The organism is Pseudomonas sp. GZD-209, assembly GCF_049310485.1.
GTDB lineage: Bacteria > Pseudomonadota > Gammaproteobacteria > Pseudomonadales > Pseudomonadaceae > Aquipseudomonas > Aquipseudomonas sichuanensis.
The window spans coordinates 1-13555 of record NZ_JBMOWQ010000056.1 but is presented as its reverse complement, the minus strand read 5'-3'; the positions used below and the strand labels follow the sequence as shown (position 1 = coordinate 13555).

The window sequence follows — 13555 nt, the reverse complement described above, 5'->3', positions numbered from 1 at the left end:
AACGGGTTTAACGGCCCGTGCCGAGCACCACCTGCGCCTCTGTCGGTGCCGCCTCACGGGGTTCGCTGCGCAGCTCGCGCGCCAGGTTCCACACCACCACCGCCGCAATGATGTCAAACGCCGCCAGCACCACGAACAGCGGGCTGTAGCCGATCTGCGTGACCAGGATGCCGAACACCAGGGTGAACACTGCCGCGCCCAGGTAGCCGAACATGCCGCCCATGCCGGTGGCGGTCGCCACCTGGTCCTTGCTGAACGAGTCGGAGGTGATCGAGTACAGCGCGCCGGATAGTGTCTGGTGAGCAAAGCCGCCGATGCACAGCAGCAGAATTGCCGTGTACGGGCTTTCCACCAGGCCGATGCAGGCCGGGCCGATCATGCAGCTGGCGCCGAACACCAGGACCATCTTGCGCGAGGTGAACAGCGACACCTTGCAGTAGCGGTGGAACAGCGGGCTCAAGTAACCGCCCAGCACGCAGCCGATATCCGCGGCCAGGAACGGCAGCCAGGCGAACATCGCCACTTCCTTGATGTTCATGTGCCGCTCGGTCATCAGGTACAGCGGGATCCAGGCGTTGAAGGTCTGCCAGGCCGGCTCGGAGAGAATCCTCGCCGAGGCGATGGCGTAGAAGTTGCGCTCCTTGAAGATGCGCTTCCAGGCGCCCTTGACCCGCGCTTCCTGTTTGAAGTGGGCTTCCTGGCCGGACAGGATGTAGTCGCGCTCCGCGGCGCTCAGGCGCTTCTGGTCCTTGGGGTGCTTGTACAGCAGCATCCACAGCAGGGTCCAGACGATCCCCGAGACGCCGACGATGACGAACGCCAGTTGCCAGCCGCTGTGCAGGATGGCCCAGACCACCAGCGGCGGTGCCAGCAAGGCGCCGAGCGAAGAACCGATGTTGAACCAGCCGATGGCGACCGAACGCTCCTTGGCCGGGAACCATTCGGTGGTGGCCTTGACGCCGGCAGGCAGGCCGGCCGCTTCGGTCATCCCCAGCAGCCCGCGCATGAACGCCAGACTTTGCCAGCCGCTGGCCAGCGCCGCCCCGGCACAGGCCAGCGACCAGGCCAGGGCGAACACCGCAAAGCCCAGCTTGGTACCAATGAAGTCGATGACCCAGCCGGCGATGGGTTGCATCAGGGCGTAGCAGATCTGCCAGGTGGCGACGATCTTGGCGTATTGCTCGGTGCTGATGGAGAGGTCGGACATCAAGGTGGGGGCAGCCACCGAGAGGGTGTTGCGGGCGAGGTAGTTGACGACCAGTCCAGCTGTAACAAGGCTGACCATCCACCAACGGATGCCTTTTATGCTCATGGATCACCTGAATTATTTTTAGAGTTGCTGGTGATTGCCTGTGGTCGCCCGGGCGACTTGAGACAAAATGTTTCAGGTGCGAGAGTGCCATGTCATAGGTCGTCGTACAACAATTTTTAAATTGTCATGAGCGCGTACTTGCCTGTGATTGAGCTATATCAGGGCTTACCTATGCTTAGTGGGGGAAATTTTGGTGGCCTAGCTCCATGGTTGTACGATGTCATCGAGTTCAATTCAAATGCTGCTGAGCACGCAGGTGTTCGGCCAGCATGTCGATGAAGGTGCGTACCTTGGTCGAGCCGTACTTGCTCTCGCGGTGCAGCACGTGGATCGGCCAGGGCGCTTCTTCGTACTCGGCAAGGATCACCTGCAGCCGCCCGGCCGCCAGCTCGTCCGCCACCTGGTAGGACAGCAACCGGGCGATACCCAGCCCGGCACTGGCGGCGGCGATGGCCGCGTCGTTGCTGGTCACGGTCAGGCGTGGCTTCATGCGGATCAGGGTCGGGTCGTCGATGGCGCCGAAGCGCCAGTCGGTGCGTGGCGAGAGAACGCCGGCGGCGATGATCGCGTGGCCTTGCAGCTCGCTGGGATGGCGTGGGGTGCCGTGTTGTTCGAGATACCCAGGCGAGGCGCACAGCAGCCTGCGCATGCTGCCCACGCGCAGGGCCTTGAGGCCGGAGTCGGGTAGCTGGCCGATCCGTACCGCCACATCCATACCCTCCTCCACCAGGTTCACCACTCGGTCGAGGAAGTAGGCCGATACGTCCACCTCGGGGTACTGCTGCAGGTAGCGGACGATGCAGGGCATGACGAACTTCTTGCCGAACAGGATTGGCGCGGTCACGGCCAGGTCGCCCTTGGGCGCGGCGTTGATGCCGGCGGCCGCTTCGTTGGCTTCGATGATACTGGCGAGGATATGCCGGGTATCTTCCAGGTAGCGCCCGCCGGCTTCGGTCAGGCGCACGCTGCGGGTGGTGCGCAGCAGCAGCTTGACCCCGAGTTGTTCTTCCAGGGCCGTGACGGCACGGGTCACTGCCGCAGGCGATATCGCCAGGCGACGGGCGGCGGCGGCGAAGCTTTCCAGTTCGCCGACGGCGACGAACACCTTCATCAGGTGGATCTGGTCCATGCGGGCTCCTGGGCCTAGGGGGTGCGGGGGATTATCTGTTATAGCGGGGTTTTGTGCTGGCTTCACCGGCCAACCTCACAGCTCCAGCACCAACGGCTGCGCACCGTCCTCCGGCTGGGCCGGCACCGCGCAGCAGATCAGTACAGTGCCGCTATCGGGCAGCTCGGCAGGCGGGTTGGGGTAATGCACCTGGCCACTGACCACGCGGGTTTTGCAGGTACCACAGGAGCCGCCCCGGCAACTGAAATCCGGTGACAGGCCTCGGCGTTCTGCCAGCTCCAGCAGCGTGCCGCTGTCGGGTGCCCAGCGGGCTTCCTTGGCGGAGCTGGCGAAGTACACCGGCACCGGCTGGGTGGCGGCCGGGGGCTGTTGCAGCACGGGTTGCCGGTCGTCAGTGTGGCGGCGCAGGGTCGAGGGGCCGAACGCCTCGGCGTGGATGCGTGCGTCGGGCACATGCAGCGCACGCAGGCCTTCGTACAGGTCCTGGGTGAAACTGGCCGGGCCGCACAGGTAGAAGTCGTAGTCGTCCAGCGCCAGTACGGCCTTGATCTGGGCGATGCCCAGACGGCCGGCGAACTCGAAATCGCGGCCAGGTACGGCATCGGCTTCGGGCTGGCTCAGGGCGCGGTGGATAGCCAGCAGGTCACCGGCCTGCTGCTTGAGTGCGGCGAGTTCCTGTCGGAACGGCAATTCGGCCAGGCTGCGCCCGCCGTGGAACAGGTGGATACGCCTGCCCTGCCCGCTGCTTAGTTGCTCGCGGAGCATGGCCATCAGCGGTGTGATGCCGACCCCGGCGCCGATCAGCACCAGGGGCCGCTGGCTCTGTTGATCGAGGGTGAAATTGCCCATGGGCAGGCGCACCTGCAGCACGTCACCGACCTTCAAGCGCTCATGCAGGTGTCGCGAAGCCGGGCCTTGGGCCTTGACGCTGATACGCAGGTAACCGTCGGACGGTGCGCTGGAAAGGCTGTAGGTGCGCACCAGCGGCGCCTCGCCGTCGAGTTGCAGGCGCATAGGGATGTGCTGCCCTGGGGCAAAGGGCACGGGCTTGCCATCATCGGGCTGTAGATAGAACGAGCGAATGTCGCGGCTTTCCTGTTCGATACGCTCCACCCGCCAGGCCAGCCACTGGCGCTGCCGCTCACGCTGTTGCAGGCGCTGCTCGGCCTCGACCCAGGTGCCGGTCGCCAGGCTGGTCGGGGCATATTCCTGGAAGGCCCAGCGCAGCGACAGCGCTGCCGGGCGCAGCACCACCTGCTCGACGTCCAGCGCCCAGAGCCGCTCGGCGCCTTCGAAAGCACTGATCAGCGGGCTGTCGAGCATCACCTCGGTGCGGCCGGACAGCTGCAACACATTGCCGGTAGCGAAATCGACGAACAACAGCCCGGCAAGCGGGTTCACCAGCAGGTTGCCGAGGGTATTGAAATGCAGGTTGCCGGCGTAGTCGGGGATGGTCAGCCGGTTGCCTTCGACCTTGACGAAACCCGGGCGGCCACCGCGATGGGACACGTCCACCGAGCGCCGGCCATCGTCATGTTCGACGTAACTGGCAACGAAGAAGGTGTCGGCGCCTTCAATCATCGCCCGGGTTCGAGCATCGAGTGCCGTTGCATCCTGGCGCCCCTGTGAGGGCTCATCGACACGGGTGTATTCGCGCAACTGAATGTACTGCGGGCAGTTGCCGAACGATTGTTCGACCGCCACCTCCAGCAGCCCCCCTGCGACGCGGCGGGCCTGGCCGTTGAGGCGATTGCGCCGGCGGGTGTGCAGCTCGATCCCCAGCAGGCCGATGGCGCCGCCCTGGGCCAGGCCAGGCGTGGCGGGATCATCGCTGGCCAGCTCAGTGTCGATCAGCAGTTGCTTCGGATCGGGCGAGCTGACGAAGCCTTCCGGGCCTTCGAGCAGGGTTGCCCAGGGTTTACCCTGCGCATCCACGGCACCCGCCACGATGAACGGCAGCTGGTGGTAGAACACCCGATGCTGGTCAGGCATATGGTCGCGGATGACTTTCTGCCCGAACGCCTCCATGCGCTCGGCAACGCCGACCTGCTCCTGCAGTCGTTTTTCACCTTCGTGCCAGGGAGAGCGCATGGCGGCATTCCTCAGGGGTTACAGCGTGGTCTGCAGGCCGATGACCGTGCGCGGCATCGGCACGAACCCTGGCAGCGCTTCGATGCGGGCAAGCCAGGCGCGCACATTCGGGTAGGGTTCCAGCGACACATTGCCCTCTGGCGCGTGGGCGATGTAGGAGTAGTTGGCGATATCGGCGATGGTCGCCTCGCTGCCCACCAGGAACGGGCGCTGGGCCAGTTCGGCATCGATGACCTTGAGCAGGGTGTGGGCGCGGCCGATTACCTCGTCGGTGTTGAACGAGGCGCCGAATACCGTGACCAGCCGTGCGGCGGCAGGGCCGAAGGCCAGGGGACCGGCGGCCACCGACAGCCAGCGCTGCACGCGGGCGGCACCGAGCGGGTCCTGGGGCAGCCAGCGTTCACCGCCGTAGGCCTTGGCCAGGTACACCAGAATCGCGTTGGAGTCGGCGATCACGGTGCCGTTGTCGTCGATCACCGGCACTTGGCCGAACGGATTGAGGGCGAGGAAATCGGGTTGCTTGTGCGCGCCCTTGGCGAGGTCGACGAACACCAGTTCGGTGGGCAGGTTCAGCAGCGACAACATCAGCTCGATGCGGTGGGCATGGCCGGACTTGGGGAAGTTGTAGAGTTTGATCGGGGTTGGCATGTGCTTGGCTCCGGATCAGCGCCGGGAGTGGCGCTGCTGGAGAACATGCTGCACTGGATCGGTTGGCAGCAGAATGAGTGCCGCAAGCAATCCAGTATTTCGGCAGGTGGAATAATCGGCCCCGCGAAGGCCTCAATGGCGCTGCTGTTTCTGATACTGGTACAACCCGCGCGCCGCCTCCACTACCTGCGGCACACAGGCCTGGAGTTCATCGAAACTCATCGAGTCGAGCAACTCGAAGTTGTCTTCCAGGCCATGCAGCGAGATGGCCTTGAGCAGACGGTCCTGCTCGGGTGGCAGCGCGCTCCATTCGGCGACTTGCGTGCCGCGCATGTAGCCGAAGCACCACTCTTCGAGAATGATCGCCGGCCCTCCTTCATCCTCGCTCTCTTCGAACAATGGCTCGAAGTCGGCAAGGTTGTCGGCCAGTTCTTCCGCGATCTGGCTGGCGTAGCGCAGCATCAGCGCGGTGTAGGCCTCTTCATGGGCGGGCTTCTTGAATTTCGGGACCTTGCCGCCTGAAACGGCAGGCAGCCAAATTTCCGGATTGACCTGGGTCGGCGAGCTGGCCAGGGCGGTGAACAGGCCGTTGAGCTCGGCCAGGTTGATGACCGAATAGTCGTTGCCGTAGGTGATCAGCAGGTCTTCGAGGCGGTCGAGTTCTTTTTCGCTGAGCGGGGGGAGCATGGGTGGGGTGTCCTGGGCAAATGTGCGTGCACCCTAGCACAGCAGCAGCAAAACGTGCCCGCTCCGTGGGGAGCGGGCATCGTCTCATCGGGGTAGCCACTGCTCCAGTTGCGGCACATCCCCAGCACCAATCAACAGCCACAGCAGGATGCGACATTTGCGTGGGCACAACGCTCCGGCCATGCGCATACCCTTGGCCTGCAGGTCGATTTCGCCGCCGACAAAGCCATAGGTGGTTCGCGCCGTCGGGCCGCTGCCGGTGCGCGTGGCGACGATAACGGGCATGTGACTGGCGAGGGCCATCATAGCCTCAGCCCAGACAAGGGAAACGTGGCCCGCGCCGAAGCCCGCCACTACCAGCCCGTCATATCCCAGCTGCGGTAGCGCCTGCAGCAAGGCAGTGTCAGCACCCAGACAGGACTCCAGCAGAGCAACACGTTGCGTCGTATGCGCTGGTAATGACAGTACCTGACGGGGCAACGGCGGATGGCGGTAACGTGCGACGCCTTCCACCATCACGCCCACCGGGCCGCTGCCGGGTGATTCGAAGGCAGCCATTGCCAGGCTTGCCGTCTTGCGAACTGCGGCGGCCGCATGGATCTGGTCGTTGATGACCACCAATGCACCGCGCCCGCGACTGCACACATCCAACGCCACTTGCACCGCTGCCAGCAGGTTCGCCGGGCCATCAGTACCCGGCTGGCTAGCTGAGCGCATGGCCCCGGTGATGATCAAGGGCTCTTCGAAGGGCCAGAGCAAATCAAGAAACCAGGCGGTTTCCTCAAGGGTGTCGGTGCCTTGGGTTAGCACCACGGCCTGTGCGCCACCCTCGATCTCTTCACGGGCCCACGCAAGTACCCCCAGTAGAGTCTCGAAGCCCAGTGACGCACTGGGCAGCAGGCACAGCGTGGCGGTGCGGATACGGGCGATGTTGCGCAACTGCGGCAACATCGCCAGCAGCGCTTCACAGTCCAGTTTCGGGGTTACACCCTGCCCTGCTGCCTCTGCCTGCATGCTCACCGTGCCGCCCAGGCTGCCGACCGACAAACGCATCATGCTTCACCCCCTGGCAGTAGATTGATCAGCGGCACGATGGCCAAGGTGCTGATAGCCATGGACAACACATTGCCGATATAGCCATGCATGTAGCCCGGCAAGCGCTGGCTGATCGCCACGGCCAACGGCGGCGCAATCAGCGCTCCCAGCACGGCACTAGAGACCACTACTTGCCAGCTGCCACCTAGGGTAAGCACTGCGGCCGGCACAATCGAAACGATCGGGATGTAGGTGGGATACCAGCCTCGCTCGATCCATTGACGTCGCCAGAACAGCACGCCAAACAACGAGGCGAGCGCCTGCCCTGCCAGCATCTGCAGCACCAGTTGCGAGCCGTAGGCCGGTGCCGCCGGAGCCAGCACGTAAGCCAACACCACGCCAAGCAATAACCCGAGACTCGCCAGTTCATTGCCGAAAAACGGTGCTTCGCTGAAGTCGGCCAAAACCCGGCGCAGCGTCCAGATCACCCCGTAGTCTGGGTTGCTGGCAACGGGTGCAGGCCTTACAGGACGCTGACCATCACGTACAAGGCCCGGGAACCGCCTGCACAACAGGAACGCCATCACGCTTGCCAGGGCCATGCCGCTGACGTTGCCTATTACCGCGGGCAACTGAAGCGGATAGCACAGGTAATTGACCAGCAACAGGCTGGCAGGCGTTACCAGTAATGCGCCTAACAGCGCGCCATTGATCGCCACCCGCCAGCCACCGCCGAACAACAGCACCATGGCAGCTGGCAGTGATACGAAGGCGACGAAGGTCGGTTGCCAAAGGCCGCTGGCGAGGGTCCAGCCCCACAGCGCATGGCTCAACAGCAAACCGAGCAACGAGCTGATGAACAGCCACGGCCACAGGCCGGTGCCATAGCAGATGGCAAACCCTTGCCAGCGATGACCTCGCAAGTGCGCCCAGTGCGCAAGGCTTGCGCCCAGCAGAAGCCCCAAGGCAGGCAGTTCGTGCTTGTAGAAGGCGACTTCGCTGATATCGCCGATGATCCAGCGCAACCGACTCAATGGCTGATCCAGTGTCGCGGTGAGCTGTGCATAGTCTGGCCACTGGTCAAGCGCCAGGGCGGCAACGAGCAGCGCAATCAGGCTGCTGAGGATCAGGGCAGGTACACGTTGTCGATGTTGAGAGAGAGCATGTTCCACGACCTCTCCCCCCTCAACGTGGCATCGCCGAATGCAAGCGATACCCCAAGGTAGCGTCGTACAGATCGGTGCGTCGGTCCCGGGGCAGGTCGTTGAGGCTGTTCCAGATCGGGGCCGAACGCGCCGCAACGAGATCTACATCGGCGTACAGGATGCACTCCTCCTCGGCATTGGCCACCTCGCCGATAGGCCAGCCGTTGGTGCCGGCGATCAGCGAGCAACCCAGGAAACGCCCACCACGCTCACGGCCTATGCGGTTGGCGGCTGCGATGTGGACATTGTTGACGTGGGCGGCGGTCATGGTCAGGTACGACGCCATGCAGCGCCCGGCTTCGTCGAACAGCGGCGGCGGCGTCCACACCCAGTTGTTCAGGCTGCAAATGATATCGGCGCCTTGGGCAGCCATAAGCCGGGGTACTTCCGGGAACCAGATGTCCCAGCAGATCAACAGCCCGATACGGCCGATGGGCGTTTCGAACACCGGGAAGCCCAGGTCCCCCGGGGTGAACCAGAGCTTTTCCTGGTTCCACAGATGCGCTTTGCGGTAATGCCCAAGTCGTCCTTCGGGACCAAACAGCACCGCACTGTCATAGAGTTTTAGCCCATCACGCTCGGCGAAACCGGCAGCCAGGTACACCTGCTGCTCACGGGCAAATTGCGCCCAGGCCTGCAGGCTTGGGCCATCCTGCAGCGTTTCGGCATGAGCATAGGCTTCGGCTCGAGACTGGAAGGTGTAGCCGGTGTTGGCCAGCTCCGGCAGCACGATCAGGTTAGCGCCTTCGCGTGCGGCTCGGCGGGCCAGGGTCAGGCCTCTGTCCAGGTTGTCGCCGGAGTGTTCCAGGCCGACTTGCGGGTCGTACTGGATGACGGCGATTCGGACGGGGCTGACGGGAGAACATTGCTGCTGCATGGCGGCTTCCTTTGTGGTTGTTGTGGAAGGCCGCCAGTAGAACGGGCAAAGCTAAAGGAGCAATAGTCAGGAGATTCCCATGGCACGACTGGAGAATGCGCAAACGCCTGAAAGAACAATCCTACGCACTTGGTTCAAATCGCCAGTTAGCGGATCTGATAATGCGGATAGTCGTCAAGGGTGAAGTCGCCCCTGAATCGTGCATCTGTGTGGCTGCAAAGGTTGATCACGGTATCGATAGCCGTGCGCAGGCAGTACTGTTCGAGCAAGCGGCGATAATCGAAACAAAGATCAGGAGGGTTGGGGAAGCGGGCAGCCCAAGGCAGAACCGGAGTTGTTGGCTCAATGGCAATATTGGCGGGATGGTTGTGAGTCGATCCGATGGTCACGATCTCGGGTTCTCCATAAAGGTTTAGGAACCTGAGCGTGCCAAAGGCTGGACCGTGGGGCGCGGTAGATGCTTATGGTGAAGCGGTAACAAGCGCTGTCTAGCGGTGGGCCGTCGTCAGCAAGCCGACTCCCACTAGACTGCGGGGCCGGCTCGCCAACGATGTTTTGTTACGGTTTAGACCGCCAGCGCGCGCTCACGCAGCTCGCTGTTGAGGATGCGGTCGTTCTCGCTGTAGTCGACCGGGCAGTCGATCACGTGCACGCCTGGGGTCTTGATGCAGTGCTCCAGCAGCGGCAGGAAGCCTTCGGCGCTTTCCACGCGGTGGCCGTTGGCACCGTAGGCTTCGGCGTATTTGACGAAGTCCGGGTTGCCGTAGTCCAGGCCGAAATCGGTGAAGCCCATGTTGGCCTGCTTCCAGCGAATCATGCCGTAGCCGTCGTCACGCAGGATCACCACAGTCAGGTGCATGCCCAGACGTACCGCGGTTTCCAGCTCTTGGCTGTTCATCATGAAGCCGCCATCGCCGCACACCGAGATCACCGGGCGATCCGGGTACACCAGGTGCGCTGCCATCGCCGACGGCAGGCCGGCGCCCATGGTCGCCAGGGCGTTGTCGAGCAGCACGGTGTTGGGCTTGTGCGCCTTGTAGTTGCGGGCGAACCAGATCTTGTAGATGCCGTTGTCCAGGGCAACGATGCCTTCGGACGGCAGCACGCGACGGATGTCGGCGACCATGCGCTGCGGGTAGACCGGGAAGCGGTTGTCGTCGGCGCCTTCGGCGATTTGCGCTTCGTTGGCTTCGCGGATCGCCAGCAGGCGGGTGAAGTCCCAGTGGCTGGTGTCGGTCAGGGCTTCGCTGATCTGCCACACGGCGTTGGCGATATCGCCGATCACTTCCACCTGCGGGAAGTACACGGCGTCCACTTCGGCGGAGCGGAAGCTCACGTGGATCACTTCGGTGCCGCCACGAACCATGAAGAACGGTGGTTTCTCGATCACGTCGTGGCCGATGTTGACGATCAGGTCGGCGGCTTCGACGGCGCGGTGCACGAAATCACCGGAGGACAGCGCGGCGTTACCCAGGAAGCGTGGGTGACGCTCGTCGACCACGCCTTTACCCATCTGGGTGGTGATGAACGGGATGCCGGTCTTGTCGATCAGTTGCTTGAGGACCTTGGCGGTCATCTTGCGGTTGGCGCCGGCGCCGATCACCAGGATCGGGTTACGGGCGTTCTTCAGTTTTTCGACAGCGGCTTCGATGGCCACGTGCTCGGCCAGCGGGCGACGGTGCAGGCTGCGCGGGATCGGCAGCGCGTCGGTCTGCTCGGCGGCGATGTCTTCCGGCAGTTCCAGGTGCACGGCACCCGGCTTCTCTTCTTCGGCCAAGCGGAAGGCTTCACGCATGCGGGCCGGGATGTTGTCGGCCGAGGCGAACTGGTGAGTGTACTTGGTGATGGGGTCCATCATGCCGCACACGTCGATGATCTGGAAACGGCCCTGCTTGGACTTCTTGATCGGCTTCTGGCCGGTGATCATCATCATCGGCATACCGCCGAGGTAGGCATAGGCGCTGGCGGTCACCAGGTTGGTGGCGCCGGGGCCGAGGGTCGACAGGCTGACGCCGGTCTTGCCGGTCAGGCGACCATAGGTGGCAGCCATGAAGCCTGCGGACTGCTCATGGCGGGTCAGTACCAGCTTGATCTTCGATTTGCGCAGGGACTCGAGCAGGTCGAGGTTCTCCTCGCCGGGGATGCCGAACACATACTCGACACCTTCGTTTTCCAGGCATTGCACAACGACATCGGCGGCCTTGGCCATTTTGCTTCTTACCTCAGTGTATAGGGCGGTGGAGGTCCAGAAATGCGCAGCACGGTACGCTGGCATCGCTCTGTCCGGGTGCGAGGATTGCCCCGAACCTAAGTCTTGACGCAGGGTCGGTGCGGGAAAGTCACGTCATCGGACGGTAATAATTGTCGCACCCCTGGCGCCGTCTGCGGAGCTATCCGAGGCGCAAAAGACCTTTGCCTTGAACCGAGGTAGGAAGGATTAAATAGCCGGAAAAGACAAAACCCCTACCTGCATGCGCAGATAGGGGTTTTGCGAAATGAATCTTGACGATGACCTACTCTCACATGGGGAAACCCCACACTACCATCGGCGATGCATCGTTTCACTACTGAGTTCGGGATGGGATCAGGTGGTTCCAATGCTCTATGGTCGTCAAGAAATTCGGTTGCCCAGAATGTCTTGTGAACACTCTTGGCTAATTCGGATATGTGATTTGTGATGTTGCGAACTTTCGGGGCTTTCGTCTTCACCACCACAATTCGGCTTACGCGCAAATTGCTTGGGTGTTATATGGTCAAGCCTCACGGGCAATTAGTATTGGTTAGCTCAACGCCTCACAGCGCTTACACACCCAACCTATCAACGTCGTAGTCTTCGACGGCCCTTTAGGGGATTCAAGATCCCAGTGAGATCTCATCTTGAGGCAAGTTTCCCGCTTAGATGCTTTCAGCGGTTATCTCTTCCGAACATAGCTACCCGGCAATGCCACTGGCGTGACAACCGGAACACCAGAGGTTCGTCCACTCCGGTCCTCTCGTACTAGGAGCAGCCCCTCTCAAATCTCAAACGTCCACGGCAGATAGGGACCGAACTGTCTCACGACGTTCTAAACCCAGCTCGCGTACCACTTTAAATGGCGAACAGCCATACCCTTGGGACCGGCTTCAGCCCCAGGATGTGATGAGCCGACATCGAGGTGCCAAACACCGCCGTCGATATGAACTCTTGGGCGGTATCAGCCTGTTATCCCCGGAGTACCTTTTATCCGTTGAGCGATGGCCCTTCCATACAGAACCACCGGATCACTAAGACCTACTTTCGTACCTGCTCGACGTGTTTGTCTCGCAGTCAAGCGCGCTTTTGCCTTTATACTCTACGACCGATTTCCGACCGGTCTGAGCGCACCTTCGTACTCCTCCGTTACTCTTTGGGAGGAGACCGCCCCAGTCAAACTACCCACCATACACTGTCCTCGATCCGGATAACGGACCTGAGTTAGAACCTCAAGGTTGCCAGGGTGGTATTTCAAGGATGGCTCCATGAGAACTGGCGTCCCCACTTCAAAGCCTCCCACCTATCCTACACAAGCAAGCTCAAAGTCCAGTGCAAAGCTATAGTAAAGGTTCACGGGGTCTTTCCGTCTAGCCGCGGATACACTGCATCTTCACAGCGATTTCAATTTCACTGAGTCTCGGGTGGAGACAGCGCCGCCATCGTTACGCCATTCGTGCAGGTCGGAACTTACCCGACAAGGAATTTCGCTACCTTAGGACCGTTATAGTTACGGCCGCCGTTTACCGGGGCTTCGATCAAGAGCTTCGCTTGCGCTAACCCCATCAATTAACCTTCCGGCACCGGGCAGGCGTCACACCCTATACGTCCACTTTCGTGTTTGCAGAGTGCTGTGTTTTTAATAAACAGTCGCAGCGGCCTGGTATCTTCGACCGGCATGGGCTTACGGAGCAAGTCCTTCACCCTCGCCGGCGCACCTTCTCCCGAAGTTACGGTGCCATTTTGCCTAGTTCCTTCACCCGAGTTCTCTCAAGCGCCTTGGTATTCTCTACCTAACCACCTGTGTCGGTTTGGGGTACGGTTCCCAGTTATCTGAAGCTTAGGAGCTTTTCTTGGAAGCATGGCATCAACCACTTCGCGCTCTAAAGAGCACTCGTCATCAGCTCTCGGCCTTGAGATCCCGGATTTGCCTAAGATCTCAGCCTACCACCTTAAACTTGGACAACCAACGCCAAGCTGGCCTAGCCTTCTCCGTCCCTCCATCGCAATAACTGGAAGTACAGGAATATTAACCTGTTTTCCATCGACTACGCTTTTCAGCCTCGCCTTAGGGACCGACTAACCCTGCGTCGATTAACGTTGCGCAGGAAACCTTGGTCTTTCGGCGTGGGAGTTTTTCACTCCCATTGTCGTTACTCATGTCAGCATTCGCACTTCTGATACCTCCAGCAAGCTTCTCAACTCACCTTCACAGGCTTACAGAACGCTCCTCTACCGCATCACCAAAAGGTGATACCCGTAGCTTCGGTGCATGGTTTGAGCCCCGTTACATCTTCCGCGCAGGCCGACTCGACTAGTGAGCTATTACGCTTTCTTTAAA

The 13555-nt window shown here is 61.6% G+C and carries 10 protein-coding genes and 2 rRNA genes; all 12 read right to left on the bottom strand.

The genetic code is table 11. The features are described from left to right. Positions 1-7: 7 nt before the first annotated feature. On the bottom strand, positions 8-1312 hold the full coding sequence (locus ACO6VM_RS08595) for an MFS transporter (RefSeq protein ID WP_401059430.1): 1305 nt from the start codon (positions 1310-1312) through the stop codon (positions 8-10). A gap of 229 nt (positions 1313-1541) precedes the next feature. After that, positions 1542-2441, bottom strand: coding sequence for a LysR family transcriptional regulator (locus ACO6VM_RS08590; RefSeq protein ID WP_422403120.1), 900 nt, complete (start codon positions 2439-2441; stop codon positions 1542-1544). A gap of 75 nt (positions 2442-2516) precedes the next feature. Further along, the gene (locus ACO6VM_RS08585; protein WP_422403119.1) at positions 2517-4532 is read right to left on the bottom strand and encodes a pyridoxamine 5'-phosphate oxidase family protein; all 2016 of its coding nucleotides are present in this window, start codon (positions 4530-4532) and stop codon (positions 2517-2519) included. Between the two features lie 18 nt (positions 4533-4550). Then, positions 4551-5180, bottom strand: a complete 630-nt coding sequence (locus ACO6VM_RS08580) for a glutathione S-transferase family protein (RefSeq protein ID WP_422403118.1) — start codon at positions 5178-5180, stop codon at positions 4551-4553. Between the two features lie 132 nt (positions 5181-5312). Further along, on the bottom strand, positions 5313-5867 hold the full coding sequence (locus tag ACO6VM_RS08575) for a UPF0149 family protein (RefSeq protein WP_323833771.1): 555 nt from the start codon (positions 5865-5867) through the stop codon (positions 5313-5315). A gap of 84 nt (positions 5868-5951) precedes the next feature. Next, positions 5952-6923 carry an asparaginase gene (locus ACO6VM_RS08570; protein WP_422403117.1) on the bottom strand — a complete coding sequence of 324 codons (972 nt, stop codon included), beginning with the start codon at positions 6921-6923 and terminating at the stop codon, positions 5952-5954. Then, positions 6920-8074 (bottom strand): hypothetical protein, encoded by a 1155-nt coding sequence (locus ACO6VM_RS08565; RefSeq protein ID WP_422403116.1) that lies wholly within the window; start codon positions 8072-8074, stop codon positions 6920-6922. The genes ACO6VM_RS08570 and ACO6VM_RS08565 overlap by 4 nt, the downstream gene beginning before the upstream one ends. 13 nt (positions 8075-8087) lie before the next feature. After that, positions 8088-8984, bottom strand: coding sequence for a nitrilase family protein (locus tag ACO6VM_RS08560; protein WP_422403115.1), 897 nt, complete (start codon positions 8982-8984; stop codon positions 8088-8090). A 146-nt stretch (positions 8985-9130) separates the two neighbouring features. Next, on the bottom strand, positions 9131-9373 hold the full coding sequence (locus tag ACO6VM_RS08555; protein WP_422403114.1) for a hypothetical protein: 243 nt from the start codon (positions 9371-9373) through the stop codon (positions 9131-9133). 176 nt (positions 9374-9549) lie between these two features. After that, a complete protein-coding gene (locus tag ACO6VM_RS08550; protein ID WP_125462933.1) occupies positions 9550-11193 on the bottom strand; it encodes an acetolactate synthase large subunit in 1644 nt (547 codons plus the stop codon). A gap of 291 nt (positions 11194-11484) precedes the next feature. After that, a 5S ribosomal RNA gene (rrf, locus tag ACO6VM_RS08545) occupies positions 11485-11600 on the bottom strand. 133 nt (positions 11601-11733) lie between these two features. Beyond that, positions 11734-13555 (bottom strand): 23S ribosomal RNA (locus ACO6VM_RS08540); the annotation flags it as partial.

Bases quoted from the DNA above. Each gene is read 5' to 3' on its own strand.
- ACO6VM_RS08595 (WP_401059430.1), bottom strand. From the start codon at position 1,312: ATGAGCATAAAAGGCATCCGTTGGTGGATGGTCAGCCTTGTTACAGCT.
- ACO6VM_RS08590 (WP_422403120.1), bottom strand. From the start codon at position 2,441: ATGGACCAGATCCACCTGATGAAGGTGTTCGTCGCCGTCGGCGAACTG.
- ACO6VM_RS08585 (WP_422403119.1), bottom strand. From the start codon at position 4,532: ATGCGCTCTCCCTGGCACGAAGGTGAAAAACGACTGCAGGAGCAGGTC.
- ACO6VM_RS08580 (WP_422403118.1), bottom strand. From the start codon at position 5,180: ATGCCAACCCCGATCAAACTCTACAACTTCCCCAAGTCCGGCCATGCC.
- ACO6VM_RS08575 (WP_323833771.1), bottom strand. From the start codon at position 5,867: ATGCTCCCCCCGCTCAGCGAAAAAGAACTCGACCGCCTCGAAGACCTG.
- ACO6VM_RS08570 (WP_422403117.1), bottom strand. From the start codon at position 6,923: ATGATGCGTTTGTCGGTCGGCAGCCTGGGCGGCACGGTGAGCATGCAG.
- ACO6VM_RS08560 (WP_422403115.1), bottom strand. From the start codon at position 8,984: ATGCAGCAGCAATGTTCTCCCGTCAGCCCCGTCCGAATCGCCGTCATC.
- ACO6VM_RS08550 (WP_125462933.1), bottom strand. From the start codon at position 11,193: ATGGCCAAGGCCGCCGATGTCGTTGTGCAATGCCTGGAAAACGAAGGT.